Annotated in this window: 23 protein-coding genes; 16 read left to right on the plus strand and 7 right to left on the minus strand. The window is 65.9% G+C overall.

What is annotated here, in order from left to right; genetic code table 11:
* Nucleotides 1-20 precede the first annotated feature (20 nt).
* The 3 genes from WKB88_RS13750 to WKB88_RS13760 all read left to right on the plus strand — a co-directional run bounded on the left by WKB88_RS13750 (nt 21) and on the right by WKB88_RS13760 (nt 2,649).
* Entirely contained in the window at nt 21-1,391 is a 1,371-nt protein-coding gene (locus tag WKB88_RS13750) for an HNH endonuclease (RefSeq protein WP_341395123.1), read from the plus strand.
* Between the two features lie 5 nt (nt 1,392-1,396).
* Nucleotides 1,397-1,945: an acyl-CoA thioesterase gene (locus WKB88_RS13755; protein ID WP_341395124.1), complete on the plus strand. Its 549-nt coding sequence runs from the start codon at nt 1,397-1,399 to the stop codon at nt 1,943-1,945.
* Between the two features lie 77 nt (nt 1,946-2,022).
* Complete coding sequence (locus WKB88_RS13760; protein WP_341395125.1) at nt 2,023-2,649, plus strand: dihydrofolate reductase family protein; 627 nt, start codon at nt 2,023-2,025, stop codon at nt 2,647-2,649.
* Nucleotides 2,650-2,757: 108 nt separating this feature from the next.
* On the opposite strand, the gene WKB88_RS13765 is transcribed toward WKB88_RS13760, so the two are convergent.
* A complete protein-coding gene (locus WKB88_RS13765) occupies nt 2,758-5,571 on the minus strand; it encodes a beta strand repeat-containing protein (protein ID WP_341395126.1) in 2,814 nt (937 codons plus the stop codon).
* Between the two features lie 396 nt (nt 5,572-5,967).
* On the opposite strand from WKB88_RS13765, the gene WKB88_RS13770 reads away from it, so the two are divergent.
* The 3 genes from WKB88_RS13770 (at nt 5,968) to WKB88_RS13775 (ending at nt 8,724) form a co-directional block, all read left to right on the plus strand.
* A complete protein-coding gene (locus WKB88_RS13770; protein ID WP_341395127.1) occupies nt 5,968-7,368 on the plus strand; it encodes an OFA family MFS transporter in 1,401 nt (466 codons plus the stop codon).
* Nucleotides 7,365-7,475: an MFS transporter small subunit gene (locus tag WKB88_RS18245; RefSeq protein ID WP_445818925.1), complete on the plus strand. Its 111-nt coding sequence runs from the start codon at nt 7,365-7,367 to the stop codon at nt 7,473-7,475. Before WKB88_RS13770 ends, WKB88_RS18245 begins: the two co-directional genes overlap by 4 nt.
* Before the next feature lie 214 nt (nt 7,476-7,689).
* Nucleotides 7,690-8,724: an NAD(P)-dependent alcohol dehydrogenase gene (locus WKB88_RS13775; protein ID WP_341395128.1), complete on the plus strand. Its 1,035-nt coding sequence runs from the start codon at nt 7,690-7,692 to the stop codon at nt 8,722-8,724.
* Here WKB88_RS13775 and WKB88_RS13780 read toward each other — a convergent pair.
* The 4 genes from WKB88_RS13780 to WKB88_RS13795 form a co-directional block, all read right to left on the minus strand.
* Nucleotides 8,721-9,839 (minus strand): phosphotransferase family protein, encoded by a 1,119-nt coding sequence (locus tag WKB88_RS13780; protein WP_341395129.1) that lies wholly within the window; start codon nt 9,837-9,839, stop codon nt 8,721-8,723. The genes WKB88_RS13775 and WKB88_RS13780 overlap by 4 nt on opposite strands.
* Nucleotides 9,840-9,842: 3 nt before the next feature.
* On the minus strand, nt 9,843-11,102 hold the full coding sequence (locus WKB88_RS13785) for an acyl-CoA dehydrogenase family protein (protein ID WP_341395130.1): 1,260 nt from the start codon (nt 11,100-11,102) through the stop codon (nt 9,843-9,845).
* On the minus strand, nt 11,099-11,902 hold the full coding sequence (locus tag WKB88_RS13790; protein ID WP_341395131.1) for an SDR family oxidoreductase: 804 nt from the start codon (nt 11,900-11,902) through the stop codon (nt 11,099-11,101). The genes WKB88_RS13785 and WKB88_RS13790 overlap by 4 nt, the downstream gene beginning before the upstream one ends.
* A gap of 222 nt (nt 11,903-12,124) precedes the next feature.
* Complete coding sequence (locus WKB88_RS13795) at nt 12,125-14,098, minus strand: acyl-CoA dehydrogenase family protein (RefSeq protein WP_341395132.1); 1,974 nt, start codon at nt 14,096-14,098, stop codon at nt 12,125-12,127.
* Between the two features lie 260 nt (nt 14,099-14,358).
* Here WKB88_RS13795 and WKB88_RS13800 point away from each other — a divergent pair, with 260 nt between their 5' ends.
* From WKB88_RS13800 to WKB88_RS13825, 6 genes are all read left to right on the plus strand, one after another.
* The gene (locus tag WKB88_RS13800) at nt 14,359-14,796 is read left to right on the plus strand and encodes a MarR family winged helix-turn-helix transcriptional regulator (protein ID WP_341395133.1); all 438 of its coding nucleotides are present in this window, start codon (nt 14,359-14,361) and stop codon (nt 14,794-14,796) included.
* 84 nt (nt 14,797-14,880) lie between these two features.
* On the plus strand, nt 14,881-15,219 hold the full coding sequence (locus tag WKB88_RS13805) for a bifunctional 3-phenylpropionate/cinnamic acid dioxygenase ferredoxin subunit (protein ID WP_341395134.1): 339 nt from the start codon (nt 14,881-14,883) through the stop codon (nt 15,217-15,219).
* A gap of 181 nt (nt 15,220-15,400) precedes the next feature.
* Nucleotides 15,401-16,450, plus strand: coding sequence for an iron-siderophore ABC transporter substrate-binding protein (locus WKB88_RS13810; protein WP_341395135.1), 1,050 nt, complete (start codon nt 15,401-15,403; stop codon nt 16,448-16,450).
* A 134-nt stretch (nt 16,451-16,584) separates the two neighbouring features.
* The gene (locus tag WKB88_RS13815; protein ID WP_341395136.1) at nt 16,585-17,799 is read left to right on the plus strand and encodes a mechanosensitive ion channel family protein; all 1,215 of its coding nucleotides are present in this window, start codon (nt 16,585-16,587) and stop codon (nt 17,797-17,799) included.
* A gap of 116 nt (nt 17,800-17,915) precedes the next feature.
* Nucleotides 17,916-18,227: a PRC-barrel domain-containing protein gene (locus WKB88_RS13820; protein ID WP_341395137.1), complete on the plus strand. Its 312-nt coding sequence runs from the start codon at nt 17,916-17,918 to the stop codon at nt 18,225-18,227.
* A 107-nt stretch (nt 18,228-18,334) separates the two neighbouring features.
* Nucleotides 18,335-19,411 (plus strand): YihY/virulence factor BrkB family protein, encoded by a 1,077-nt coding sequence (locus tag WKB88_RS13825; RefSeq protein ID WP_341395138.1) that lies wholly within the window; start codon nt 18,335-18,337, stop codon nt 19,409-19,411.
* 104 nt (nt 19,412-19,515) lie between these two features.
* Here the strand turns inward: WKB88_RS13825 and WKB88_RS13830 are convergent, their stop codons facing one another.
* Nucleotides 19,516-20,847, minus strand: coding sequence for an APC family permease (locus tag WKB88_RS13830; protein WP_341395139.1), 1,332 nt, complete (start codon nt 20,845-20,847; stop codon nt 19,516-19,518).
* A gap of 66 nt (nt 20,848-20,913) precedes the next feature.
* On the opposite strand from WKB88_RS13830, the gene WKB88_RS13835 reads away from it, so the two are divergent.
* A complete protein-coding gene (locus WKB88_RS13835) occupies nt 20,914-21,897 on the plus strand; it encodes an NAD(P)/FAD-dependent oxidoreductase (RefSeq protein WP_341395140.1) in 984 nt (327 codons plus the stop codon).
* On the opposite strand, the gene WKB88_RS13840 is transcribed toward WKB88_RS13835, so the two are convergent.
* Nucleotides 21,863-22,900, minus strand: a complete 1,038-nt coding sequence (locus WKB88_RS13840) for an NAD-dependent epimerase/dehydratase family protein (RefSeq protein WP_341395141.1) — start codon at nt 22,898-22,900, stop codon at nt 21,863-21,865. The genes WKB88_RS13835 and WKB88_RS13840 overlap by 35 nt on opposite strands.
* A 194-nt stretch (nt 22,901-23,094) precedes the next feature.
* Here WKB88_RS13840 and WKB88_RS13845 point away from each other — a divergent pair, with 194 nt between their 5' ends.
* From WKB88_RS13845 to WKB88_RS13855, 3 genes are all read left to right on the plus strand, one after another.
* Complete coding sequence (locus WKB88_RS13845) at nt 23,095-24,153, plus strand: glutathione S-transferase family protein (protein WP_341395142.1); 1,059 nt, start codon at nt 23,095-23,097, stop codon at nt 24,151-24,153.
* 203 nt (nt 24,154-24,356) lie between these two features.
* Entirely contained in the window at nt 24,357-25,379 is a 1,023-nt protein-coding gene (locus WKB88_RS13850; RefSeq protein ID WP_445818935.1) for a FecCD family ABC transporter permease, read from the plus strand.
* Complete coding sequence (locus WKB88_RS13855) at nt 25,376-26,422, plus strand: FecCD family ABC transporter permease (RefSeq protein ID WP_445818926.1); 1,047 nt, start codon at nt 25,376-25,378, stop codon at nt 26,420-26,422. The genes WKB88_RS13850 and WKB88_RS13855 overlap by 4 nt, the downstream gene beginning before the upstream one ends.

Below are 26,422 nucleotides of genomic sequence, written 5' to 3' on the forward strand. Positions count from 1 at the left end.
GTCAGATCGCCGCCGAGCGGTTGGCAGCAGAAACCCCTGACTCTGCGTCCGGATTTATCCGTCCCAGCAATCACGGGGAGCCCGCCGCAGCAGAAAGTGCGCTGCTTGCCGGGCTGATTGATCAGATCCGGGCGCTGGAGGAACTGAAGGCAGCAGCGTCCGCGGCCCAGGCCAGGGCAACGGCTCTCTTTGACGCGGTGACTCGGCAGGCGCAGGCAGCCGCGGGACTGAAAGCAGACCAGCTCGGCAAGGGCGTCGGTGCCCAGATCGGCTTCGCCCGCCGCGAGTCACCCAACCGCGGGACCCGGCTGCTGGGGCTGGCACGAATCCTCACCGCGGAAATGCCCCATACGCTCCACGCCCTCACGATCGGGGTGATCAGTGAATACCGGGCCACGATCCTGGTCCGGGAGACCGCGTGTCTGTCCCTGGCCGACCGGCAGCGTGTTGATGAGCTGGTTGCCGGGGATCCGGGTGAGTTGGAGCAGCTCGGGGACCGGCAGCTGATCGCGAAGATCAAGTCCCTGTCCTACTCAATGGACCCCCATGCAGTCGTGAAACGGGCTGCGCATGCGGTCTCGGAGCGGTTTGTGTCCTGCCGGCCTGCACCGGACACCATGACGTGGGTGACGGCCCTGCTGCCGGTCGCCCAGGGGGTGGGCGTGTATGCGGCCCTGACGCGGGAAGCGGACAGGCTCCGGGCAAGCGGGGATCCCCGGTCGAAGGGTCAGATCATGGCCGATACGTTCGTGGAACGCACCACCGGGCAGGCTCGGGCGGAGGATGTCCGGGTTGAGGTGCAGCTGATCATGACGGACCGGGCCCTGCTGGCCGGATCTGCGGAACCGGCTGTCCTGCCCGGCTACGGGGTGGTTCCGGCGCAGTTCGCCCGGGACCTGGTCCGGAACAGGGCAGGTGCGGATGACGTACCTGATGACGCGCCTCCGGACAAGACCGCCAGAACCTGGCTCCGGCGGCTCTACGCCGCTCCCACCAGCCACCAGCTGGTGGCCATGGACTCCAGAGCCAGGCTGGTGCCCGAGGGCATGGCCCGGTTCATCGCCGCCCGTGACCAGACCTGCCGGATGCCGTGGTGCGGGGCACCGATCCGGCACTATGACCATGTCCGCCCCGTCCGTGACGGCGGGACAACCAGCATCGAGAACCTCCAAGGGCTCTGCGAGGCCTGCAACCAGGCCAAGGAAGCGCCCGGCTGGACCACACGCACCGTCGACGCCCTCCCTGCCGTCGAACCTGCAGCAGCAAGGCCAATCGGCGGACACACGGTGGAGACGCGCACCCCAACGGGCCATTCTTACCGCGCTACTGCTCCGCCATTGCCGGGAGCCTGTAACACTGCAGGACATCTAAGTTACCGACCAGTAATATAGCGTCCATGCACCTTCTCCTTCGTACCCTCCTGGTCCTCTTCCGCTCCCGCCGGCGACCCAAAATCGGTTTTTTCGACACTTCGTCGCTGCCCATGCGGGTGCTCCCCACAGACATCGACATCGCCATGCACCTCAACAACGGGATGTATCTGTCGCTGATGGATCTGGGTCGGTTCGACCTCATGGTTCGCAGCGGTTTCTGGGCGGCAATGCGCCGGAACGGCTGGAACCCGGTAGTGGGCAATGAGACCATCAGCTTCCGCAAATCGCTCGAACTGGGCCAGCGCTACACGATCGAAACCAAGGTCATCGGCTTCGACGAGCGGGCCAGCTACATCGAGCAGCGGATGGTGGCCGACGGCGAGATCTACGCCCGCGCGTACATCGCCGCGCGCTTCGTTTCCAAGAAGGGCCCGGTGAGCAACGAGGAGATCTTTAAGGCTGCAGGCGTCCAGCCGCCGGCGGACCTCGAGCTGCCCGAGTGGATTCGACAGTGGCGGGAGGACGGCGCCCTGCCGAGCACGCGCCGTCCGGCTCCCCACACCTGGAGCTGATTCCGGCCCGCAGCATCCGGTGCCCAAAACCGGGTAGACGCATATCGCCCGCCTGCCCGGCGGCGTAAATTGGCGCCATGACACTATCCCTCAATATGTTCCTGAGCCTGGACGGGGTGATGCAGGCTCCGGGTTCCGCAGACGAGGACATGTCCGGCGGGTTCGAGCGCGGCGGATGGCTGGTGCCGCATATGACGACGGACGTGAGCCAAACGGTCACCGGGTGGTTTGCAAAGGGCGACTCGCTGCTTCTCGGGCGGGGCACGTATGAGATGCTGCAACCCTTTTGGGAACTTGTCACAGATCCGGACGATCCCGTGGCTTACGCCTTCAACCACTTACCCAAGTATCTGGTGTCGTCGACTGTGGTTAGCCCGACGTGGCATAACACCAAGGTGTTGGCGGGGGACCTGTTGTCGGCCGTTGCGGGGCTCAGGGGACGCCGCGGGGAAGTGCAGGTCCACGGCAGCTACCGGCTTGCCCGTGCACTGCACGACGCAGGGCTGGTGGATGAATACCGGCTGCTCGTATTTCCCGTAGTGGTCGGAGGGGGCAAGCGCCTCTTTGATATGGGGGCCGCTCCGTCGGGGTTCCGCCTCATTGAATCCGAGACCCTGGACAGCGGAGCCCTGCACCTGCGTCTGCAACCCATCCCTTTTGGTACGGCGGACCATGGGAACGGGCGGACCGGGAGGAACACTTAACTGCTGAGGAAACGCCGGCCCTCCGTGTCGATGAAGAGCAGTAAAGATGAAGGGCGGAACCGCTGCTGCGGTTCCGCCCTTCATCTTTGCTGCTGGTGCCGCTGCCGGCTAGTACTGCGTCCTGCGTGAGCGCCCGCTGATCAGCATGACCAGGGGAACCATCAGAAGGAGCAGCGGGATGAGCACTGCCAGGACCTTCGGAGAAGTGACAATCTCACCGGGAGTCATGGCCGAGGTGCTGGCCCGCATGGTGTCTGCACCTTCGGAGATTTCCCCGTTGCCGCCGTCGAGCGTCTCGGTGCCTTCGGCCAGCTTCTTGTTGCCGTCGGCCAGCTCCGTTGCACCTTCCTTCAGGTCACTGGTTCCGGTGGTGAGCGTCTTGCCGCCGTCGTCGAGCTTCACGACGCCTTCGGCAAGGCTGCCGCTGCCAGTGACGAGTTTGCTGGTGCCTTCCGACAGTGTGGTGGCACCGGTCGCGAGCTGGTCATTTCCGTCCGCGAGGGTTGCTGCTCCGGCTTCCAGCGTGCCGAGGCCGGTGGAGAGCGTCTGGGCGCCGGTGGCAAGCTTTGCTGCACCGGTTACCAGATCGGGAGTCTTGGCAGCCAATTCGGAGGCACCTGCGTTGAGCTTGCCGGCGCCTTCGGCGATGGCGGTATTGCCCGTGGCCAGGGTTCCCGCACCGGCACGCAGTGTACCGAGCCCGGCGGAAAGCTCTCCGGCTCCCGCAGAGAGAGTCACCGCTCCGGTGTTGAGCGTTCCCGCTCCGGTTGCCAGCTGGCCGGCACCAATTTCCAGTGCCTGTGTGCCGGTGGCCAATTCGGAGGCTCCGGTGTTGAGCTGCCCGGCGCCTTCGGCGATGGCCCCGTTGCCCTTGGCCAGATCTCCGGCTCCGGCACGCAGCGTAGCGAGACCGGTGGACAGATCCGATGCGCCGGTGGAAAGTTCTCCCGCTCCGGCGTTGAGCTTTCCTGCACCTGCGGCAATCTGGTCGGCGCCGGCGGCAAGAGCCGGGGTGCCTGCGGCCAGGGTCGCAGCACCGGTCTTCAGGTCTCCGGCACCGGTGGCGAGCTTTTCATTGCCGGCCGCCAGAGTGCTGGAGCCGGTTTCCAAGGCGCCGGTTCCGGCAGCCAGTTCGCCAATTCCGCTCTCCAGGCTGCCCGTTCCGTCCAGGACCTGCTGGGCGCCGCCCTGAAGTTTCAGGGCTCCTTCTGCAAGAGCTGCGGCACCGCCGGCAACTCCTGCCGCACCGTTGCGCAGACCCGGTTCTTCAGCAGTTCCCTGACCGTCGAAACCGGCCTTGATCGTCAGGATTCCACCGTTGAGTGCTTCTGCTCCGTCAGCAACCTGCACACCGCCGTCCTTGACCAACGGGACGCCTGCGGCAAGGGCTGTTGCCCCGGCGCCGGCAGTGACAGCGCCGGCCCGGACGGTTTCCAGCCCGTCCTTGAGCTGGGTGTTGTAGCTGTTGCTGAAGTTCGTGGCTCCTGCAGCGATGGTGTCTACACCGTCTCTGGTGCCGACGGCCTGCGCCGTGACGGCGGCAAGGCGTTCCTGGAGTTCAGCATCGGTGAGGGCCGCGGCGTCATTCTGCAGCGCCTGCAGCTTTGCCACCATGTCGGCAGCGGCCGCTGAAGCATTTCCTGCACCCGTGGCCACCGTGTCGGCGCCCAGGGTAAGCCCGGCTGCGCCACCGTTTACCAGTGGAATTCCGGCGGAAAGCGCCAAAGCCCCCTCTGAAAGCTGCGGCCCGCCGTTGACCAGGGCATTGATGCCGTTCGAGAGGTTCCGTGCACCGGTGGCGAGTTCAGCAGAGCCGGCAGCAGCATCGTTGACGCCGTCCCCCAGCTGCTCGGCACCGGCGTTGACCCGGTTGGCGCCGGCCACGAGGTCCTTGGTGCCCTGAACTGCAGCTCCGGTCCCCTCGTGAAGCGTGGCAGCACCGATCCGAAGGTCTCCGGCACCCTTGGCCAGCTTGGAGACGCCGGCATTTACGCCGGCAGCACCGGCGGCTACCTGTGATGCTCCAGCGTTCGCCGTGTCGGCGCCGGTCTTCAGCTCACCGGTTCCGGCGGCAATCTGCTGGGCTCCGGCGTCGGCGTTCTGGGCGCCCGCGGCAAGAGCAGTGCTGCCGTCGTTGAGCCCTTTCGCTCCGACAGCAAGCTCGCCTGCTCCGGCAGAGATCTGATCGGCGCCGGTCTTGGCGCTTCCGGCTCCGGTGTTCAGCAAGTCCGCTCCGGCTTTCGCATCATTGGCTCCGGACCGCAGTACTCCGGCACCAGCGGCAAGCTTGCCGGCGCCCTCGTTGGCAGCCTTCGAGCCGTCCCGGAGCTTGAGACCGCCGTCGTTCAGCTCCTTCGCTCCGCCGGCGATTTGATCGGCACCGTTCCGAAGGGCCAGTCCTCCGTCGTTAAGCTGTCCCGCACCGGCGTTCAGTGTCTTGGCACCTTCGGCGGCACTCAGCGCGCCCGTGTTCAAGTCCCCGGAGCCGACAGCAAGCTGGCCGGCGCCGTCGGAGGCCCGCACTGCCCCGTCGCGGAGCTGGATGCCGCCGGTGGCAAGCTGACCGGCACCGGCATTGGCCGTTCCTGCACCGGTGGCGAGTTTGAGCGCACCCTCGGATGCGGAATCGGCGCCGGTCTGCAGCTTCAAGGCGCCCTCGTCCAGGGAAACCGCGCCGTCCTTCAGCGATGTCGCACCGGTTTTGGCGGAGGCAATGCCCTTGGCCAGCGTGTTCGCTCCGGCGTCGACCTTTTCGCTGCCGGCCGCAACCTTGTCCGCGCCGTCGCGGGCCTTGGCCGCCCCGTCCCTCAGGTCACCCGCGCCTGTGGACGCCTTCGTGGCGCCCTCGCTGAGCTGGCTGGCTCCGGCTGCAACGCGGCTGCTGAAAAGAACAAAAAAGGCGAGAAGGAGTATGAGGAACAAAGCTAGAAGAGCTGTCAGGAGAGTATGCGGCCGGGATCCAGCCCGGCCGGACGGAGAACTCGTCATTGAAATTCCTTTTTCTGGTCATAGTCCGGTCCCGCGACCGGCTGGGTGCGAGGGGCGCCGGTGGGCTCCCGCTCTCAGTGGTGCCGGACCGAAAGCGCCTCTGCTCTGATGACGAATTCCCCCGACATAAGTGTGATGTCTGTTACATCTAACTTACTGGTCGGTAACAAAGCAAGGATTTTAGAAAATAAGTTACCCGCGAGTAGGTTGCGGTCGCGGCGAAATTCAGTTAATGGCCCCGGCGTGTCCGGATGACGACTGCGGCGCCATGGTGAATGCTGGCGGCAATGGCAGTTTGCAGGCGCTTCACCATGGACCAGGGAGTTATGGATGAGCTGGCTTGACCGTGAAAACACCATCGCACCGCCCGGTTTCAACCGCTGGCTAATCCCGCCCGCAGCATTGGCGGTCCACCTCTGTATCGGCCAGGTCTATGCCACGAGCGTGTACAAGAACGCACTGGTGGAACATTTTGACGCCAGCCTCACGCAGATCGGCATCATTTTTTCGGTCGCCATCGTGATGCTGGGTCTCTCTGCCGCGGTCATGGGAACCTGGGTGGACCGCAACGGCCCGCGCAAAGCGATGTTTGTTTCCGCGGTTTTCTGGACGGGCGGCTTCCTTGTTGGCGCCGCCGGAATTTTCACCGACCAGCTATGGCTCCTTTACCTCGGCTACGGAGTAATTGGCGGCATCGGACTCGGCATCGGGTACATTTCTCCGGTCTCCACCCTGATCAAGTGGTTCCCCGACCGGCCCGGCCTGGCCACCGGAATGGCCATCATGGGCTTCGGCGGCGGTGCGCTGATCGCCAGCCCGCTCTCCTCGGCGCTGCTGACCTTCTACGATCCCGACTTTGGCACCGCGGGAGGCGAGGCAGGACAGGCAGTGGGCAAGCTGTTCCTCACTCTCGCAGCGGTCTATCTCGTTTATATGCTCTATGGCGCATGGACCATTAGGGTTCCTGCGGACGGCTGGCACCCCGAGGGATTCGATCCGGCCGCAGTGGCAAGCAAATCCCTGGTCACTACCAATCACGTCTCGGCTGCCAACGCCATTAAGACCCGTCAGTTCTGGCTGGTGTGGATTGTCCTTTTCTGCAACGTGACGGCGGGCATCGGCATCCTGGAACAGGCCGCGCCGATGATCCAGGACTTCTTCCGCCAGCCCGACGGCGTCTCCCTGGTCAGCGCCGCGGTGGCCGGCGGCTTCGTGGGGCTGCTCTCGATCGGCAACATGGGCGGACGCTTTGTCTGGTCCGCGACCTCGGACGTGATCGGCCGCAAACGCATCTACATGGTCTACCTGGGCGCCGGAGCGGTGCTGTATCTGATGCTGGCTCTGTTCGGAAACGTCTCAACAATCCTTTACGTCCTGCTGGCCTTCGTGATCCTGTCGTTTTACGGCGGAGGCTTCGCCACGGTGCCGGCCTATCTGCGGGACCTCTTCGGCACCTATCAGGTGGGCGCCATTCACGGCCGCCTGCTGACGGCCTGGTCCGCCGCCGGCATTGCCGGGCCGCTGATCGTGAACTCCTTCCTGGATGCCCAGGGAACTCCCGGCGAACTGGACGCCGGCGCATATCAGCCGGCGCTGCTGACAATGGTCGCCCTCCTGGTCATCGGTTTTATCGCCAACCTGCTGGTCCGCCCGGTTGACGCGAAGCACCACGAACCGCAGGCAAAAACCGATCCGGAGACCGCAACCGAATTGGAGGATGAGCACAAATGAAAAAATCCACGAATGTACGGGTAGCGGTGAGCTGGCTGCTGGTGGGCGTGCCGCTGGGGTACGGCGTCTTCCAGACCCTCTCCCGGGCGGCGGCCCTGTTTGGCTGATGCCCGTGCCCTGCGGCCCCAAAGCCGGAGCCTCCCGCTCCGCCAGCCCCGTAGTCCAGCCAGCCCCGTAGCCCAGCCAACCCCGCAGTCCGGAAGCCGGGCAGGTGGTGCGGGGGCTGTGCAACCAACTGATGAGTGCAACGATTAAAGCGCCACAGCCATCCACCCACACCGGTCGGACCAGTGTCTCCGGCACGGAGAGCAGGAGTTTGCCATGAAGGCCCTTCAGTACCGCACGATTGGTGCCCCGCCGGAAGTAGTCGAGATTGACACTCCGGAGCCCGGGCCCGGGCAGGTCCGCATCAAGGTGACCGCCGCAGGCGTCTGCCATTCGGATGAGTTCATCATGAGTCTTCCCGAGGACCAGTACGTGTACGGAGTCCCGCTGACTTTGGGGCATGAGGGCGCAGGGCTGGTGGATAAGCTGGGCGACGGCGTGGAGCACCTGGAGCTGGGAACTTCCGTGGCGGTGTACGGCCCCTGGGGCTGCGGCCGTTGTTATGAGTGCTCCAAGGGGAGCGAAAACTACTGCACGAATGCGGCCAAGTTCGGCATCATGCCTCCGGGCCTGGGAGCGCCCGGAGCGATGGCCGAATACATGATCGTGGACGACCCCAGGCACCTGGTGCCGCTGGGGGACCTCGATCCCGTGCAGAACGTGTCGCTGACGGATGCGGGCCTCACCCCGTACCACGGGATCAAAGGATCCCTGGACAAGCTGCATGCCGGTGCCACCTGCGTGGTCATCGGCGTCGGCGGCCTGGGACATGTCGCCGTCCAGCTCCTGCGGGCCATGACTCCGGCGACAGTCGTGGCGCTCGACATCAGCGAGGACAAGCTGAACCTTGCCTCGGACGTGGGTGCGCAGTACACATTCCCCTCCGAACCCGGGACCGTGGATCTGGTGCGGGACCTGACCCACGGCGAGGGGGTCAACGCGGTGTTCGACTTTGTGGCGAACCAGGCCACGATGGATCTGGGCAAAGCCATGATCCGCACACAGGGCGACCAGGTGCTGCTCGGGGTCGGCGCCGGGGTGCTTCCCGTAGGGTTCATGTCCGGAGCTTTGGAGGCCACGATCCGCTCGCCGTACTGGGGAAGCCGGCCGGAACTGATTGAAGTTCTCGATCTGGCCCGCTCCAGCGGGATCAACGTGCACACCGAGGTCTATTCCCTGGACGATGCGCCCAAGGCATACGAGAAATTGAAAAACAACAGCATCATCGGGCGTGCGGTCATCGTCCCCTAGCCGGCGGCGGGGGACAGGCCCGCGAACACCCGGGCCTGGGCCAGGAGCTGCGGCACGCCGGCCTCCATGGACGGGGCGAACAGTGTGTCGTGGGGCCGCTCGCCCTTGAGCCACCGGGTGTAGATGGCTTCGCAGAAAATCGATGCCTTCCACAGGGCCAGGGCCTGATACCAGGGGAGGGCATCGAGCGACAGGCCGGTCTGCGACTGGTACCGCGCAATAACGTCATCGCGCCGCAGATACCCCGGGCTGCGGGTGACGGCGGTCAGTTCCAGCGGACTCGGCGGGCTGCCCGGCTCGGCGTAGGTAGCCGTCAGGTAGCCCAGGTCTGCGAGCGGGTCGCCTACGGCGGCCATTTCCCAGTCCAGGACGGCGGCCACCCGCGCCGGTGCGCCGCGGTGGAACATCAGGTTTCCGGGGCGGTAATCGCCGTGGAGAACGGACGCCTGCTGGCTGTCCGGCAGGTTGTCGGCCAGCCACCGGCCCAGAAGGGCGACGTCGGGAAGGGAACGCGTGGTGTTGATGTCCCACAGAGCGGAAAACCGCTCCACCTGTCGGCGCAGGTAGCCCTCCGGGCGGCCAAACGAGGCAAGGTCGCCCGACGTCACGTCCACCTGGTGCAGCTGCACCAGGGTGTCGACGACGGCGTTGCTGGTTGCCAGCCGCTGTTCCGCAGAGCCCAAAGCCGCCGGGATGGTGTTGGTAATAACGAGGCCGTCCAGATACGTCATGACGTAGAACGGCACACCGAGGACTGATTCGTCCTCGCACACCGCGAGGATGGCCGGGACGGGAACGCCGCGGGTCTTCAGGATCTGCTGGATCCGTGCTTCTCGGACCATGTCGTGCGTGGAGGGCGGCAGCGGGGGGCGCGGGCCGCGCCGGAGTACGAACACGTCGCTGCCGCGCTGGATGCGGTACGTAATGTTCGACTGCCCGTCACCGATTTGCGCCCAGGACAGCGGCCCCGAGCCAAGGTTGTGGGCGTCCAGAAATTCCGTCACCGCATCGAGGATGAGCAGTGGGGGTAAGGGCATCGCGTCGGCCTCGGCCCTGGTGGACACCACCTCGGTGCCGTCCGGTACGGAGAGCAGTGCCGCAGTGCCTGTTGCCATGTTCTATGCCTCCGCTGCGCTGTAGGAGGGCGTGCCGTCAACATCGGCCTGGAAGGGGGCGCCTTCCTCCACCGCTCGCCGGCGGGCAGCCGAAGCCCTGCGGGCCATTGCCCACTTGTGCGTTTCATTGGAGCCGTCGTAGATGCGGAAGGCACGCACCTCGTTGAGGTAGGAGGCCAGCGGCAGCCGGTCGGAGACGCCGTCGCCGCCGCACAGCTGCAGCGAACGGTCGATCACCCGGTAGACGGCTTCGGACGTGTGCGCTTTGGCCACCGAGGACAGGGCCGAACCGGCCTTGGGATCGGTATCCAGCAGCAGGGCGGTCTTGGTGATGATGGCATCGGATGTTTCCAGATCCATCACGTTCAGCGCCAGCATGTCCTGGGCTATCCCCAGCTCGTGCATGGCCGAGCCGAAAATCTCCCTGGTGTTCGTCCGGTCCAGGGCAATGTCCATGGCCCGCCGGGCGAGGCCGAGCCAGCGCATACAGTGGGTCAGCCGGGCCGGGCCGAGGCGCACCTGCGCGTACCGGAATCCCTGGCCCGGCGTTCCCAGGACGGCGGCGTCGGGCAAAAACACGTCCTCGAAATGCACATGCGGGTGGCCGCCGCCAATGGCGCGGTCCATGGTGGAAATCTGCTCGCCGATCCGCACTCCGGGGGTGTCCATGTCCACAAGGAGCATGGTGGCCCCCGCGGGGGCGGCGCCGCCCGGAGCGGATGCACCGAGGGCCGGTGTGCGAACCATGGCGATGCAGAAGGCGGCGTTGTTGGCACCGCTGGTGAAGCGTTTGTGGCCGTTAATGACCCAGCCGCCGTCCACCTTCGCCGCTGAGGACTGCAGCGCGGCCGGATCTGATCCGGCTCCCGGATGAGGTTCCGTCATCCCGAAACAGGATCTGGCTTCCCCGGACACCAGGGGGCGCAGATACTGCTCCTTCTGCGCCGGGGTGCCGATCAGTTCAAGCATGTGCATGTTGCCTTCATCGGGCGCCTGGCAGTTCAGGACGGTCGGTCCGATCAGGGAGTAGCCGGCTTCCTGGAAGATCGGCGACCAGAAACGAAGCGGCAGGCCCTGGCCGCCGTATTCCTTCTGGGCGTGCGGCGCGTAGACGCCGGCGTCCTTTGCGGCGGAGCGCAGCCGGCGGAGGACGTCCTCGTCCAGCCGCCCGCCGGGCGAAGGTTCCGCGGGGATAACCACAGAGCGGATGAAGTCCCGGGTGCGGACGCGCAGATCCTCGACCTCGGAGGGCAGGGTGTTCATGGAGTGTCCTTCGCTGCCCAGGCGTTGCCGCCGGCAGCCAGCAGGCCGCCGTCGAGGTTCAGGATCTGGCCGGTGATCCAGGCTGCGTCCTCGGACGCCAGGAAAGCCGCGGCGGCAGCCACGTCGTCCGGGGTCCCAAGCCGGCCGAGGGGATAGGCCGCGGCTACCTGTTCCTCCCTGCCTTCGTAAAGTGCGCGCGCAAACTGTGTCTTGACGACGGCGGGTGCGAGGGCGTTGACGCGGATGGCGGGCCCCAGCTCCACTGCCAGCGACCGGGTGAGCTGCTCAATGGCTGCCTTGCTGATTCCGTAGAAGCTGATGCCCGGCGAGGGGGTCTGCGCGCTGACGGAAGACAGATTGATGACGGAGCCGCCCCGGCCGGCAAAATCGAGTTTGGCATGGTGATAGGCATCCTGAACCCAGCCGAGCGTGCCGTAGAGGTTCACGTCCATGATCTTTCGGGCGGCTTCAGGTTCCAGATCCATCAGCGGGCCGTACACCGGGTTGATACCGGCATTGTTGACCAGGATATCCAGCCGTCCGAAGACCCCGGCCACGGCATCGAGGACTTCTGCGCGGTGCACGGCGTCGTCCGACCTTCCGGCAAGAGCCAGGACGGAGCCTTCCGGGAAGGACGCTGCCGCCTCCTCCAGCGGGCCGGGCTTGCGGGCCGTAATACAGACCCGGGCGCCTTCTGCGGCGAAACGCCGGGCAACGGCAAGGCCGATCCCGCGGCTGGCTCCGGTGACTATGGCCGTTTTGCCCTCCAGCCGGCGGACCTGGACGGTATTTTCCTGCACGCGAACTCCTCTGTCATTGCCTGGTGCGCCGCGTCATCATACCAAGCAACCGCTTGGTATGATCTGCGCTAAGACAAGTCTCATGCAGTACCAAGAGTGTGTCAAGCGTCACAGGGCACACCGGCGGGCGGCCCGCCAACGGGGAGGCGGGCCGCCCAGGGGGCTCGACGACGGAGAGTCGACGGAGAGTCCGGGGGGGAGCCGGGGGAGAGCCGGGGGATTCTAGCGGTAGCGGCGGTGCAGGTTCTCTCCGGCATCTGGGCCGTTTGCCCACTCCGAAATCCAGGGCCCGGTTCCTTCGGACTGGTCCAGGACGCCCTTCTCCAGCCAGGTGTAGCGTCCCGCGAGGACCCCCTTGGCAAGCCGGCGGTCCTCGGCATCCGAGTTCCGCCACAGGTCCTCGAAGAGTGTGTCGGTCCGCGCGCGGGACTGGGCGCAGAATGCCTTGGCCAGTTCATAGGCCGGGGCGCCTTCGGCCGGGTTGTTCCGGCGCATGGTTTCAGCGCGCATGCATACGGCGGAGATTGCGAACAGCTCCGCGCCGATGTCCACGATCCGGCCCAGGAACACTTGGTGGTGCTCCAGCCCTGCCTGCCACCGGGCCATGCCGTAGAAGGTGGACCGGGCCAGCCGGCGGGAAGCGCGGTCTGCGTAGCGCAGGTATACGGCGAGCGGGCCGAACTCCGCATATGCGGTAGGCACCGAACCGCGTCCGGCAGCCAGGGTGGGAAGCCAGCGGCCGTAGAAGCCGCTGGCTTTCACGGCGGCCAGGGCCTTCCTGCCCAGCGTGGCGTCGGCGACGGCAAGATCGCCGGCGGCCTTGAGATGGGCGTCAACGGCCTCGCGGGCGATCAGCAGATGCATGATTTCGGTGCTGCCTTCAAAAACCCTGTTGATCCGCAGGTCGCGCAGCTGCTGCTCCGCAGGCACCGCCCGCTCGCCCCGCGCCGCCAGTGAGTCCGCTGTTTCAAAGCCCCGGCCGCCGCGGATCTGCACCAATTCGTCGCCGACCCGGTAGGCCATCTCGGAGGCCCACAGCTTGGCGAGGGCGGCTTCGATCCGGATGTCCTTGGTTCCGCCGTCGGCCATGCTGGCCGACAGTTCAAAGACGCTCTCCAGGGCGAAAGCGGTGGCGGCGATAAAGGCCACCTTTTTGGCGACGGCTTCATGCTGCCCGATCGGCCGCCCCCACTGCTCCCGGGTTCCGGTCCAGCCGCGGGCAATCTTCACCGACCATTTGGCCGAGGCCGCACACAGGGCGGGAATGGAGAGGCGGCCGGTGTTCAGGGTGGTCAGGGCGATCTTCAGGCCCTGCCCCTCCCGGCCCAGCCGGTTCGCTGCCGGGACCCGGACTCCGCGGAGCCTGGTGACGCCGTTTTCGATCCCGCGCAGGCCCATGAAATTGTTCCGGTTCTCCACGGTAATCCCCGGTGAATCCATCTCAACCACGAAGGCGCTGATCCCGCCCTTTTCCGTTCCGTGCGGCGGCACGGCTGCCATGACCACCACCAGTTCCGCGATCACGCCGTTGGTGGTCCAGAGTTTCACTCCGTCCAGCACGTATTCGCTGCCGTCCTCGGAGGGCACCGCGGTGGCCCGCATCCGCGCCGGGTCGGAACCGACGTCGGGTTCGGTCAGCAGAAAGGCCGATATCGCGCCGGTGGCGCAGCGCGGCAAATACTCGTCCTTCTGCGCTGCGGTTCCAAAAACCTTGACCGGCTCGGGTACGCCGATGGACAGGTGCGCGGAAACCAGCGCGCCGAGGCTGGGGTGCACGGATCCCAGAAGCATCAGTGCCCGTCCGTAGGCGAGCAGGGACAGGCCAAGGCCGCTGTTCTGGCGCGGGATCTTCATTCCGAATACGCCCAGCTCGGTCAGGCCGCGGAGGTACTCGTCGGGAATCACGCCGGTGCGTTCGATGAGCCGGCCGTCCAAAGTGGCGCAGTACGTCTCCAGCTGGTCCAGGAAGTCGCGCTCCCGGATCGCCGCTTCGGGATCCGCGGGCTGCGGGCGGATGAGGTCCAGGTTGTAGCTGCCCATGTAAATGCCCTTGGCAAAGCTGGGCCGCCGGTCCTCGGCTATTCGGGAGTCCTCGGCCAGCGCCCGGGCGTCCTGTGCGGTGACCACGCGCTCCTTGACCTCCCGGACGCCGTCGTCTCCGGTGGTGCGGGCATCCGGCAGGTCCTTTGTGCTCATGGCAGTTCCCCTCGGTCCGGGCTGCACCAGACAGCCTCCGTTGGTTGTGCCGCCCCAGCCTACGCTCCGCCGGCGTCTGCAGAAAGGGTGCTGGGGCGGCGGGTGAGGGCGGGGTGAAAATGGAGCTGCCGTAACTGGCACCAAGGCGAGAATTCTTGACAAGTGCCCCCCTTATAGCGTTGGAATGGTAAGCACACTGATTATTTCCGATGCTAACCGCAGACCTCTTCAAGGGGCGATGGATACAGGGAAGCAGGCTGATGCAGAACGAGGGGGATTGGGAAGCGGTCCGATTGCTGTCCACGGCGGCCCGGCTTGTGCGGCGCGAGGTGGATAACCGGCTGCGGGAAGTGGGGCTGACGCAGGAGCGCGTGACAGTGCTGCGCGTGCTGGTGTCGGAGGGGCCGATGAAGCGGGCGGAGCTGGCCCGCCGGTTGAGGGTTACGGCACAGACGCTGGGAACCTCGCTGGTGGCCATGTCGCGTCAGGGGCTCGTGGCTGAGTTGCCGCCGAGCGCCGAGGGAGCTGCGCGCCGGATGGTGGGCATCTCCGATTACGGGCGCCGGATGCTGAGGCAGGCCGATGACATTGAACGCACGGGATTCAGTGCCGACATCAGACCCGAACTCCGCCGGGAGCTTGTTAGCCTGATCCGGGAGCTGGAAGTTCACAGGGCCGGAGCGTCGGCGTCGCTGTAGCCGGCAGCAGGGCTTCCCCGGCCCGAGGTAACGTGATGAGTAGTCCACTAAGACATCACGGCCCCGGCCGGAAGAGGGTAAAAAATGAGCGAAGGCATTCGAGTTGCTGCTGCGGATGAGATTGACGAAGGAACTGCGCTGAAGGTCGACGCCGAGGTGGCCGGCACCGCGGATGACATTGCGGTTTTCCACAGCGATAACGGGGGTTTCTACGCCCTTAATGACACCTGCACGCATGAAGAGGCATCGCTGTCGGAGGGGTGGATCGAGGATACCGAGGTGGAATGTCCCATTCACTCGGCCAGGTTCTGCCTCCGGACGGGTGAAGCGCTCTGCCTTCCCGCGCTGGTAAACGCCAAAGCGCACCGGGTCGAGGTGCGCGGCGGAGAGGTGTACCTCTACCCCGGGGAAGCCCCCGAGTAGTTCGCGCTCCTGGTCTTTGGCGGGCTCCGGGGATGATCTCGGGGTGTGTCGGGGCTTTGCGGAGGAATACGCAAGACTCATGTTGCCTAATTAGGGCAAGGGTAGGGTACCCTTACTTTGTCCGGCTTCCCGGACGCTGGTCAGAGTGAAAACTTTCCTTCCCTTCAGTCAAGGAGCCCCCATGGCCCTGTTCCGGATGCGCCGCGCTGCGGCCGTTGCCGCCGTCGCCGCACTGTCCCTTTCCGCCTGCTCAACCGGTTCAGCCGGAGGGGAAGCCGATGCCGGCAGCGGTTCCTCCGCCGCAGCTGATGCCTTTCCGGTCACCATCGAGCATGTCTACGGTGAAACAACCATCGACTCGGCTCCCGAACGTGTAGCAGCCGTCGCCTGGGCGAACGCGGAAACCGCACTTGCCCTCGGCGTCGTTCCGGTGGGCATGCCAATCATCGAATACGGCGGAAACGAGCAGGGCACAACTCCGTGGATTGACGAGGCGCTGGAAGAACTTGGCGCGCCGATCGGATCCGAGGACGCCCCGGCTCAGTATTCGGAGGCGGACGGCATCGCCTTCGACGACGTCGCGGCCACCAACCCCGACGTCATCCTGGCTGCCTTCTCCGGGCTGTCCCAGGAGGACTACGACAAGCTCTCCAAGATTGCGCCGGTTGTGGCCTACCCGGAGGCCCAGTGGGGCACATCGTGGCAGGACACCGCCGCATTGACAGGTGATGCCCTGGGCCTGTCGGACAAAGCGGACGAGCTGATCGCCGAGACCGAGCAGTCCATCCAGGATGCTGCCGCAGAACACCCCGAGCTGGACGGCAAGACCTTCATCTACGGAAATCTTGCCCCGGCCGGTTCCTCCATCTACACCGCCCTGGACAACCGCCCCAAGTTCCTCACCGAACTTGGTATGGTCCAGGCGCCGATCGTGGAAGAGAATGCTCCGGACGGTGAGTTCTACTACCCCTGGGCCAATGAAAACGCCAACCAGCTGGACTCCGACGTCTTTGTGACCTGGGTGCAGGATGACGAAGCTGCCGCTTCCCTCGCCACCGACCCGCTGCTCGGCCAGATCCCCGCGGTAAAGAACGGCGGACTGGTTGCCGACTCCAATGCAGAGCGCATCTTCTCCGTCTCCGCCATCAACGTCCTGAGCATTCCCTATGCTCTCGACAATGTGGTGCCGATGGTCGCCGAGGCGGCTGCGGCAGCCGACGGCGACAGCTAGTTCCTGCGTGAAAAGAACGCCCCCGGAAAGCTCCGGGGGCGTTCTTTTGCATCTGCGGGCTGTTGCCGTTCTCACGTCCCGGCGGCGCCTCCCGATTGGACAGGACCCCCGGGGAAGCTGACACGATCGGAAGCATGCAAGATCTGCTCAGCATTGCCTCCGGCCTCAAGCCCGTATTTGCCGTCCTGCTCGCCGTGGGGGCGGCCCTGCTGCTCGCGCGGATAATGCGGGAGTCCACGGCCAGGATTTTCCGGCGTGTTCCCCGGATCCGGGAGGCCATAGCGCTGGGCCGCAATCCGCTGCGGCTGGTGCTGTCCCTGATCGGCATCCGGATCGGCCTGGGTGCCACGGCCTCCGGCGCCGACTGGTTTGGGCCGGTCAGCTACGTGCTCACGCTGGGACTGATCGCGTCGCTGGCTTGGCTGGCCGTCGTCGTCCTGCTCATCATCGAGGTGATGCTGCTGAGCAAATACTCCACGGACAGCAAGGACAACCGCCGGATGCGCCGGTTGAAAACGCAGATCATGCTGGGCCGCCGGGTGGGTGTGGCCGTCATTGTCACCATTGCAGTGGCGTTCGTCCTTCTCACCATTCCCGAAGTCCGGGCGCTTGGAGCCGGTATTCTCGCCTCCGCCGGCCTGATTTCCATCGTCGCGGGCCTCGCGGTGCAGAGCACCCTCACCAACGTGTTTGCCGGCATGCAGCTGGCCTTTACGGACGCGATCCGGGTTGACGACGTCGTGGTCGTGGAAACCCAGTGGGGAACCATCGAGGAAATCACCATGACCTATGTAGTGGTGCACCTGTGGGATGATCGGCGGCTGATCCTGCCCTCGACTTACTTCACCACCACCCCGTTTGAGAACTGGACCCGAAAGCAGTCCGCGATTCTGGGCACCGTGGAACTGGATCTGGACTGGCGCGCCCCCGTGGGCGATCTGCGCAAACACCTGAAGGAGACCCTCGCCGCGACCGAGCTGTGGGACGGCCGCACCGGAGTGCTGCAGATTACCGACGCGGTCAACAGCCTGGTGCGGGTGCGCATCCTGGTCAGCGCGGAGGACAGCGGGGCGCTTTTCGACCTGCGCTGCCTGGTTCGCGAAGCCATGGTTACCTACCTGCAGGAATGGCATCCCGGAGCCCTGCCGCGCCAGCGCTGGGAAGAAGTCCGGGCCACGGCACCCGAGGTGCACAGCGCTCCCCGTTCCCATCCGGGCGGAGATCCGGAAGACACCAGCACTTCGCAGTTCTTCACCGGCTCGATCGAGGCCATTGACCGCCGCCACTCCTTCGCCGGCCCGGGCAAGCAGGTCTTCGACGAACGGGAAGAGAACTCCGCGGACGACTGACCAAAACCGTTAACCCTGCTTTGATCTGTTGACAGACGGAGATCCTTCTGGCTGGCTGGCAGCAGGGCCCGGCACTTTTTGGCCGGGCGGCCGGGCATCGGAAAAGGGGAGCAGCAATGGCAGATGAATTTGTGGTCCATGAACTTCAGGGTTCCAACGTGTGGGCCAAGGACGGAGAACGGCTGGGCCTGGTGGGGCAGGTGCACCTGGACCGGGCCACGGGGGAGCCGGAATGGATTACCGTTGCACTGGGCCTCTTTGAAACGCGGCAGCATTTTGTTCCGCTGGCCGGGGCACGCCGGGACGAGGATGACATTTACGTCAACTACAGCCGAAAAGCGGTTGATGACTCGCCCGCCGTCGACCCGGACGGCGCACTCAGTCCTGAAGAGGAAACCCTGCTCACCGACTACTACAAGAAGTTTTGACCCCCCGAGGCCCGGACGGGGCCGCAGCCGCACCGTGAACCCTTTGGTAGTAAGCCCCCTTACCAATAGGATGAAGGTCTGTAATCCAACGCACCCAGGAGGCCGTCATGGCGCAGCAGGACAGTGGAGGACGGGCCCAAACGGCGCCGGATCCCGAACACGCGAGCAAACCGGACAGCCCGGCCGATGTGACAAAACCCAGCTGGAAATACATCCTGCGTAAGACGATCCGGGAGTTCAGCAAGGACCAGTGCACCGACCTCGCTGCTGCCCTGACCTATTACACGGTGCTGGCGATGTTCCCGGCCCTGCTGGCTTTGGTGTCCATACTCGGCCTGGTGGGGCAGGCCGAAAGCACCACCAACACCATGCTGGAATTCCTGGAGGAGTTTGCGCCCGGCAGCGCCGTGGAAGTCCTCGAAGGGCCGATTACGCAGCTGACCACGTCCGGTGCCGCCGGATTTGCGCTGATTGTCGGTATTGCCGGTGCGCTCTGGTCTGCCTCCGGCTATGTGAAGGCCTTCGGCCGGTCCATGAACCGGATCTATGAAGTGGATGAAGGCCGGCCGGCCTGGAAGCTGCTGCCCACCCAGCTGCTGGTGACGCTGGTGCTGATCCTGCTGGTGGCGGCACTGCTCATCATGCTGGTGATCAGCGGTCCCATTGCCGAAACGCTGGGGAACGTCATTGGCCTCGGCCCCGAAGCCCTGATCGTCTGGAACATCGCCAAGTGGCCCGTCATGGTGATCTTCGCTGTGCTGGTTATTGCGATCCTCTACTACTCCACTCCCAACGTGAAGCAGCCCAAGTTCCGCTGGATGAGCATGGGCGCGCTTATTGCGCTGGTAATCCTCGCCATCGTCACTCTGGGCTTCAGCTTCTACGTGGCAAACTTCGGCAACTACAACGCCACCTACGGTGCCATCGGTGGTGTGATCGTCCTGCTGCTGTGGCTCTGGCTGGCCAACCTGTCGCTGCTGTTCGGCGCCGAGTTCGATGCCGAGGTGGAGCGCGGGCGTGAACTGCAGGCCGGGATCCAGGCTGAAGAGAGCGTGCAGCTGCCCCCGCGCGACACCCGCCAGACGGAGAAGCGCCAGGAGCAGGAAGAAGAAGACATCGAGCAGGGCCGGAAGCTGCGCCAGCAGCACGCCGGCAAGGACTACGACGACCACCTCCACGAGTAGCCCGGCGGTTCCGTAAGCCGGCTCGGTAAACCTAAACCGGCCCATTAAATTAGACTGCCCCGGACCGTTGGGTCCGGGGCAGTCTTTTTTGCTGTCGGGGTTCGCTACTTGCTCCTCGACCCAAGATTCTTGCCCTTGGACAGGAACCTGGCTCCGAACAGCAGAAGCCCGACGGCCATCAGGATGCCGGCCCGCAGCCACACGGTGGCATCCTGCTGGGTCAGGAGGAGCACGCAGGAGGCGATGGCCAGGTACGGCACCACAATGGGGGCCTGGAAGTGCTTTTCCTCCACCTTGTCCCTGCGCAGCACAATCACGGCAATGTTGGTGCTCAGGAAGACAAACAGCAGCAGCAGGACCACGGTCTCGGCCAACGAAGCCAGCCCGCCGGTCATGGTCAGGATCATGGCCACTGCGGTGGTGGCGGCGATGGCAACCCACGGGGTCTTCCGGTTGGGCAGGACCTTGCCGAAGACGCCCGGGAGCAGGCCCTGCTCCGCCATGCCGAAGGTCAGCCTCGAGGACATGATCATGGTCAGCAAGGCTCCGTTGGCGACGGCAACCAGGGCGATCAGGCTAAAGAGCCAATCCGGAACGCCGAAGCCGGTGGCGCTGACGACGTCGAGCAGAGGTCCGGAGGACCCGGCCAGGTCCTCGGTGGGCAGGGCAATGGAAGCAGCCAGCCCGATCAGGATGTAGACAAGTCCGGCGGTGAGCATGGCTCCGAAGATGGCCCGGGGGTAAACCCGGCGCACATCGCGGACCTCCTCGGCGATGTTGGCTGAAACCTCAAAACCCACGAAGGAGTAGTAGGCAATCACGGACGCTGCCAGAACCGCGGTTCCCGGGTTCACATCGGCCGGGAACCGGGTGATCTGCTCCGTGTAGCCCTCACCCTTGCCCAGCATCAGGCCCACCAGCACGATCACGAGCACGAGTCCCGACACCTCGATGACGGTCATCACCACGTTGCTGCGCACCGACTCGGTAATGCCGCGGGCGTTGAGCAGTGCCACCAGCAGCAGGAAAATGATGGCTGCAGGAACCGGGGGAACATCCAGGAACGGGCTGAGGTAGTCACCCGTGAACGCCAGCGCCAGGCCCGCGGCACTGGTGACGCCGGCCGCCAGCATGGCAAAACCCACCAGGAACGAAACCGCCGGAACCTTGAAGGCCCGCTGGGCGAAAACCGCGGCACCCCCGGCCTTGGGGTATTTCGTGACAAGTTCGGCGTACGAGGCGGCGGTCAGCAGCGCGAGGACGAGAGCGACCACCAGCGGCACCCAGATCGCGCCGCCCACTTCACCGGAAACCTCGCCCACGAGGGCGTAGATGCCCGCGCCCAGGACATCACCCAGAATGAAGAGGTACAGCATGGGACCGGTGATCCCCTGCTTGAGTTTTGAGGCAGGCGGCGCCTGCGTGCTGTTATCCATGTCGAAAAGTCTAGGGCAACTATAAGGGTGCTGACGATTTCCGAATTATGCGGTAGAAAAAGATGCATGAGTTTTGCACCCCACGCTCTTCCCGCACGGTACGACGTGGTTATTGTCGGCGGCGGAATCGCCGGACTCACTGCTGCGACTGTGCTCGGGCGCGCCCGGCGCCGGGTCGCCGTTGTTGATGCGGGCCGGCCGCGCAACGCCCCCGCTGACCATGTCCATGGGTTTCCCTCCCGGGACGGCATCCCGCCTCGTGAGCTCCTCCGCTTGTGCCGGTCGGACCTGGAGCAGTACGACGTTGACCTCGTTGATGCAGAGGTCACCGGCCTGAGTGAAGACCGCACAGTGGAACTGGGTGACGGCCGGGTGCTGCAGGGCCGGCACGTAGTGGTGGCCTCCGGTCTCCGGGACGTGCTGCCGGATATCGCCGGCGCGGCGGAACGCTGGGGCAGGGACCTGCTGCAGTGCCCCTACTGCCACGGCTGGGAAGTGGCGGACCTCCCCCTAGCTGTCCTGGGAACGGGGCCGGATTCAGTGCAGCAGGCATGCCTGGTGCGCACCTTCTCCCCGGAGGTCACGCTGATCCGGCGGGAGGGGCTGGAATTGACCGATGAGGACTCGCGGGCTCTTGCAGCCATGGGCATAACAGTGGTGGAAGGCACGGCCGTTGAGCTGCAGGTTCAGGACGACACCCTGGCGGCAGTGGTCCTCGCGGACCGCCGCACGGTTCCGTGCCGGGCTGTGTTCTGTGAACCCGGTGCCGAAGTGGACCCGGTGCTCTCCGGAGTGTCCGGATGCAGCCGGGACGCCGACGGCTGCCTCGAGACCGACGAAGCCGGACGGACGGGCGCGGAGCGCATTTGGGCCGTCGGCAACGTCGCCGATCCCTCCAGCCAAGTGGTGGCTGCAGCGGGGGATGCTTATCGCCTGGCTGTGGCCCTGAACGCCGAGCTGCTGGAGGAAGACGTGGCAGCCGCGGTCCGGACGGCAGAGGCGGAAGGGCCGCTGCTCAGCGCCGGGGAGCCAGCAGCGGCGAACCGGTAACCCCGTCGCCGCCGGACATTCCGTCCAGGACATACCGCAGCGATTCGACGGAGGTCTTCCGCGGACGCCAGCCCAGCAGCTCCCTCGCCCGCGAGGTATCCATCAGCGGAGCCCCGGCTGCCATATCGATCCAGCCGGGATCGGTGCGCTGCAGGTGCGCCGCCCAGGTGAGGCCGACGACGGCGCGCACCAGCTTCACGGGAATGTTCAGCAGCCGCCGGGCGCCGAGGACTCCGGCCAGCAGTTCCGGCGTGATGACCGGGTCCGCGGCGATGTTGAAGGCGCCCTCGGCCCGCTGGTCCACCACCCGCCAGTATGCGTCGGCAATGTCATCTGCGTGGACAACCTGGAAGGAGAATTCCTTCGGCAGCGGGATCAGCGGCAGCCTCAGCTTGTTCAGGATGAACTTCGGCACCAGCGGGCCCAGAAAATAGTTGCCGATCTCGGTTCCGGCGTCCGTGGAGAAAATCAGGCCCGGCCGCAGACGCGCCACGGGGATCTCGGGATACTCCCGCTCGAACTTGTCCAGCAGGGCTTCCTGCTCGCCCTTGTGGCGGCTGTAATGCGAACTGGCGATGCCGCGTGCCGGCCAGGACTCGTCGGTGAGCCGGTCCTTCGGGGCGGGGGAGTAGGCGCCCACGGAGGACGCGCAGACAAACTGGCGCACTCCCGCCGCCGCCGCCGCGGCAAGGGCGTTTTCCGTGCCGTAAACATTGATGCGGTGCAGCTCGGCTTCATCATGGTTGGGCTGGATGGCCCAGGCAAGATGGACGACGGCGTCGGCGCCGCGCAGGGCTTCCGTCAGCTTTTCCCGGCCCTCCCCGGTGGCGATGTCGATGCTGTGCCACTGGACGCCGTCGTACGGCGGTGCGCTGGTTTCGGGCACCCGCCGGGCAATGCCTACAATTTCCAGACCTTCCGGGCGTTCAGCGCGGGCCTGGGCAAGCCGGCGCAGCAGTGCCGTGCCGACATTCCCGGTTGCTCCAATAACAGCTACTCGCATCTGGCTGGGTCCTTCCCCGCCAAAGGGTCCGGGCCGCGGATCCTCCGGCTGTTGGTTCGTGGCTAAGCAGGCAATGTCCTCCTGACTCTACCGTTGGCAGCGGCTGAACACATCGGGAAAGCAGGCAGTGAACGAGTTGCCGTTAGTCTGGGAAGGAAGCATCACCACCAGAAATTACACCTTCAGGGAGCGTCATGGCTGAGACTACGGGAACTGACCAGGACAACGGCTCCGGCTTCAGCACGCGAGGGGCCTATGTCACCGGCGGCGCCGAATACACCCGGGACACCAACTACATCGAAACGCGCATCACCCGTGACGGCCGCGACGGGTATCCGGTGGAGGCCGGACGGTACCGGCTGATCGCGGCCCGTGCCTGCCCGTGGGCGAACAGGGCAATCATCGTCCGCCGGCTGCTGGGACTGGAAGATGCCATCTCGCTGGGCACCCCCGGGCCTACCCACGATGCCCGCAGCTGGACCTTCGACCTGGACCCCGACGGCAGGGACCCCGTCCTGGGCATCGAACGCCTGCAGGAGGCCTTCTTCCGGCGGACGCCCGGCTACAGCCGCGGCATCACGGTTCCGGCTATCGTGGACGTTCCCAGCGGCGCCGTTGTCACCAACAATTTCCCGCAGATTACCGAGGACTTTTCCACGGAGTGGACGGAATTCCACCGCGACGGCGCTCCGGACCTGCTGCCGGCCGAGCATCTGGAGGAGATGCGCGCGGTCAACAAGCGGGTGTTCACCGAGGTCAACAACGGCGTTTACCGCTGCGGGTTCGCCGGCTCCCAGGAAGCCTACAACGCCGCGTATGACCGGCTGTGGGCCGCCATGGACTGGCTGGAGGACCGGCTGTCCAGGCAGCGCTACCTTGTTGGCGACACCATCACGGAGGCCGATGTGCGGCTCTTCACGACGCTGGTCCGCTTCGATGCGGTCTACCACGGCCACTTCAAGTGCAACCGGAACAAGCTCACCGAGATGCCCAACCTCTGGGGCTACGCCCGGGACCTGTTCCAGACCCCGGGCTTCGGCGACACCATCGACTTTGAGCAGATCAAGGCGCACTACTACATCGTTCACGAGGACATCAACCCGACCGGCATCGTGCCCAAGGGTCCGGATGTGTCGAATTGGCTCAGCGAGCACCACAGGGAGCAGCTGGGCGGCCGGCCCTTCGGATCAGGGACCGCACCGGGACCTGTCCGGGCAGGCGAGGAAGTGGTGCCCGGGCACGGCGCCGTCTGACCCCTGCGGATAGCTGCCCGGTGTAATACGGCACAGCGGTGTGTAATAGGGCACAGAAGTGTTTCTTAACCACCCGGACCGTAGGTTAGCCTTACTTAAGATTATTCCGTCTTGAGGGAGGTGCCGCCGTGGGCGTGAACGTCAGTTCCTCCATCCCGGCATCCCGCAGCACTCTGCAGCCCCCGTCCTTACAGCCGCTGTCCGTGCCGAACGCCCGGGGCCGCGGCGTCCGCCCGGCCGTCCGGACCGCCCTGCTGGCCGCTTCGATTGCCGTGCTGGCGCTGGCCTGCCTGGCATCCGTCGCTTTTGGCGCGCGGGCGCTGTCCTTCGCCACTGTCTTTGAGGCGCTCACCGCGTACGACCCTGGAAACGGTGACCACGCGGTGGTGGCCTCCCGGATTCCCCGCACCGCCCTGGGGCTGCTGGCCGGCGGTGCGCTGGGCCTGGCCGGCGCCGCGATGCAGGGAGTGGCCCGCAATCCGCTGGCCGATCCCGGGATCCTCGGCGTCAACGCCGGCGCCGCATTTTTCGTGGTCCTCGGCATCTACGGCTTCGGGGTGGGCAGCTTCGCCGGGTACATCTGGTTTGCGCTGGCCGGCGCCGCCCTGGCCGCCGTCGTCGTCTACACCGTCGCCAGCCTGGGCCGCGAAGGCGCCACCCCGGTGAAACTCGCGCTGGCCGGCGCCGCCCTGTCCGCAGGCCTTAGCTCCCTCATGAGTGCACTGCTGGTCTCGAGCCAGCAGACCTTCGACGTCTTCCGCTTCTGGCAGGTGGGCAGCGTTTCCGGCCGGGGCTGGGACGTGATCACCGCCGTACTGCCGTTCCTGGCGGTCGGCGCCGTCATCACTCTGGGAGCCGGCCGGGCCCTGAACGGGCTGTCGCTCGGGGACGACCTGGCCCGGGGACTGGGCCAGCGGGTGGGGCTGAGCCGGGGCATCACGGCGCTCGGTGTGGTCCTGCTGTGCGGTGCAGCCACTGCCGCCGCCGGCCCGATCGGCTTTGTTGGCCTGGTCATCCCGCACATGGTGCGTTCCCTGACCGGCCCCGACTACCGGTGGATCCTGCCCTTCTCCCTCGTCCTGGCACCCATCCTGCTGCTCACGGCCGACATCGCCGGACGGCTTGCGCTCCCGCCCGCGGAAATTCCGGTGGGTGTCATGACCGCCGTCATCGGTGCTCCGGTGTTCATCTGGCTGGTCCGGCGCCGGAAGCCGGCCCAACTGTGAGCGCGCTGCTGGAGAAGTCCGCGGCCGCCGTCGTCTCTTCCGCCCGCCGCAGATCCGCCCGTCGGGTCCGCACGGTCACAACTGCCCTGGCCGGCGCCGTCGTTCTCCTCTTCGCCGTCAGCATCCTGCTCGGCACCTACACCGTGACCGTTCCGGACTTCTTCCGGATCCTCGCCGGGGAGCAGATACCGGGAGCCACCTACATCGTGATGGAGAGCAAGCTTCCGCGGGCCGTCACCGCGATCATGGTGGGTGCCGCGCTGGGCATTGCCGGCAGCATCTTCCAAACCATGCTGCGCAATCCGCTGGCCAGCCCGGACATCATCGGCATCAGCTACGGCGCCAGCGCCAGCGCAGTTGTGGGGATCGTGGTTTTCGGGGCAACGGGAACGGCTGTTTCCCTGTCGGCGCTGGCCGGCGCGCTGGTGGTGGCGCTTGCCATCTATCTGCTCTCCCGGCAGGGCGGGGCAGCGGGGTACCGGCTGATCCTGGTGGGCATCGGGTTTGCCGCCGTGATGCAGGCAGTGGTCATGTTCCTGATGACCCGCACCGATGTCCGCACAGCCTCCCAGGCGCTGGTGTGGCTGAACGGGTCCCTGAACTCCGCCAGCTGGGACCGCGCCGGCGCGCTGGCCCTGTCCCTGCTGGTCCTGCTGCCGGCCGCCGCAGTGCTCGCACGGCAGCTTCGCGGCCTGGAGCTGGGCGACGACACAGCCGCCGGACTGGGCGTGCGTGTGGAAGCGTCACGGCTCGGGCTGTTGGTCACCGGCGTGGCCCTGGCCGCCGTGGCCACCGCTGCGTCCGGTCCGGTCTCCTTCATCGCCTTCCTGTCCGGGCCCATCGCCCGGCGGCTGCTGGGCGGGCGGCAGTCCCTGGCTGCCGCCGCCCTGGTGGGAGCGGTGATTGTGCTGGCCGCTGATTTCGCCGGCTCCAACCTGGTTCCCGGCGTGTCACTGCCCGTGGGCGTTGTGACAGGTGCGCTGGGCGCGCCGTTCCTGCTGTGGCTGCTGGTCACATCCAACCGTGTAGGCCGAGGAGGCTGA

Source organism: Arthrobacter sp. G119Y2 (assembly GCF_038069765.1).
Lineage (GTDB): Bacteria > Actinomycetota > Actinomycetes > Actinomycetales > Micrococcaceae > Arthrobacter_B.

What these genes read in the sequence shown, in the direction of transcription:
- WKB88_RS13755 (WP_341395124.1), top strand. Translation starts at nt 1,397, where the DNA reads ATGCACCTTCTCCTTCGTACCCTCCTGGTCCTCTTCCGCTCCCGCCGG.
- WKB88_RS13760 (WP_341395125.1), top strand. Translation starts at nt 2,023, where the DNA reads ATGACACTATCCCTCAATATGTTCCTGAGCCTGGACGGGGTGATGCAG.
- WKB88_RS13770 (WP_341395127.1), top strand. Translation starts at nt 5,968, where the DNA reads ATGAGCTGGCTTGACCGTGAAAACACCATCGCACCGCCCGGTTTCAAC.
- WKB88_RS18245 (WP_445818925.1), top strand. Translation starts at nt 7,365, where the DNA reads ATGAAAAAATCCACGAATGTACGGGTAGCGGTGAGCTGGCTGCTGGTG.
- WKB88_RS13775 (WP_341395128.1), top strand. Translation starts at nt 7,690, where the DNA reads ATGAAGGCCCTTCAGTACCGCACGATTGGTGCCCCGCCGGAAGTAGTC.
- WKB88_RS13780 (WP_341395129.1), bottom strand. Translation starts at nt 9,839, where the DNA reads ATGGCAACAGGCACTGCGGCACTGCTCTCCGTACCGGACGGCACCGAG.
- WKB88_RS13785 (WP_341395130.1), bottom strand. Translation starts at nt 11,102, where the DNA reads ATGAACACCCTGCCCTCCGAGGTCGAGGATCTGCGCGTCCGCACCCGG.
- WKB88_RS13795 (WP_341395132.1), bottom strand. Translation starts at nt 14,098, where the DNA reads ATGAGCACAAAGGACCTGCCGGATGCCCGCACCACCGGAGACGACGGC.
- WKB88_RS13800 (WP_341395133.1), top strand. Translation starts at nt 14,359, where the DNA reads ATGCAGAACGAGGGGGATTGGGAAGCGGTCCGATTGCTGTCCACGGCG.
- WKB88_RS13805 (WP_341395134.1), top strand. Translation starts at nt 14,881, where the DNA reads ATGAGCGAAGGCATTCGAGTTGCTGCTGCGGATGAGATTGACGAAGGA.
- WKB88_RS13810 (WP_341395135.1), top strand. Translation starts at nt 15,401, where the DNA reads ATGGCCCTGTTCCGGATGCGCCGCGCTGCGGCCGTTGCCGCCGTCGCC.
- WKB88_RS13815 (WP_341395136.1), top strand. Translation starts at nt 16,585, where the DNA reads ATGCAAGATCTGCTCAGCATTGCCTCCGGCCTCAAGCCCGTATTTGCC.
- WKB88_RS13820 (WP_341395137.1), top strand. Translation starts at nt 17,916, where the DNA reads ATGGCAGATGAATTTGTGGTCCATGAACTTCAGGGTTCCAACGTGTGG.
- WKB88_RS13825 (WP_341395138.1), top strand. Translation starts at nt 18,335, where the DNA reads ATGGCGCAGCAGGACAGTGGAGGACGGGCCCAAACGGCGCCGGATCCC.
- WKB88_RS13830 (WP_341395139.1), bottom strand. Translation starts at nt 20,847, where the DNA reads ATGGATAACAGCACGCAGGCGCCGCCTGCCTCAAAACTCAAGCAGGGG.
- WKB88_RS13835 (WP_341395140.1), top strand. Translation starts at nt 20,914, where the DNA reads ATGAGTTTTGCACCCCACGCTCTTCCCGCACGGTACGACGTGGTTATT.
- WKB88_RS13840 (WP_341395141.1), bottom strand. Translation starts at nt 22,900, where the DNA reads ATGCGAGTAGCTGTTATTGGAGCAACCGGGAATGTCGGCACGGCACTG.
- WKB88_RS13845 (WP_341395142.1), top strand. Translation starts at nt 23,095, where the DNA reads ATGGCTGAGACTACGGGAACTGACCAGGACAACGGCTCCGGCTTCAGC.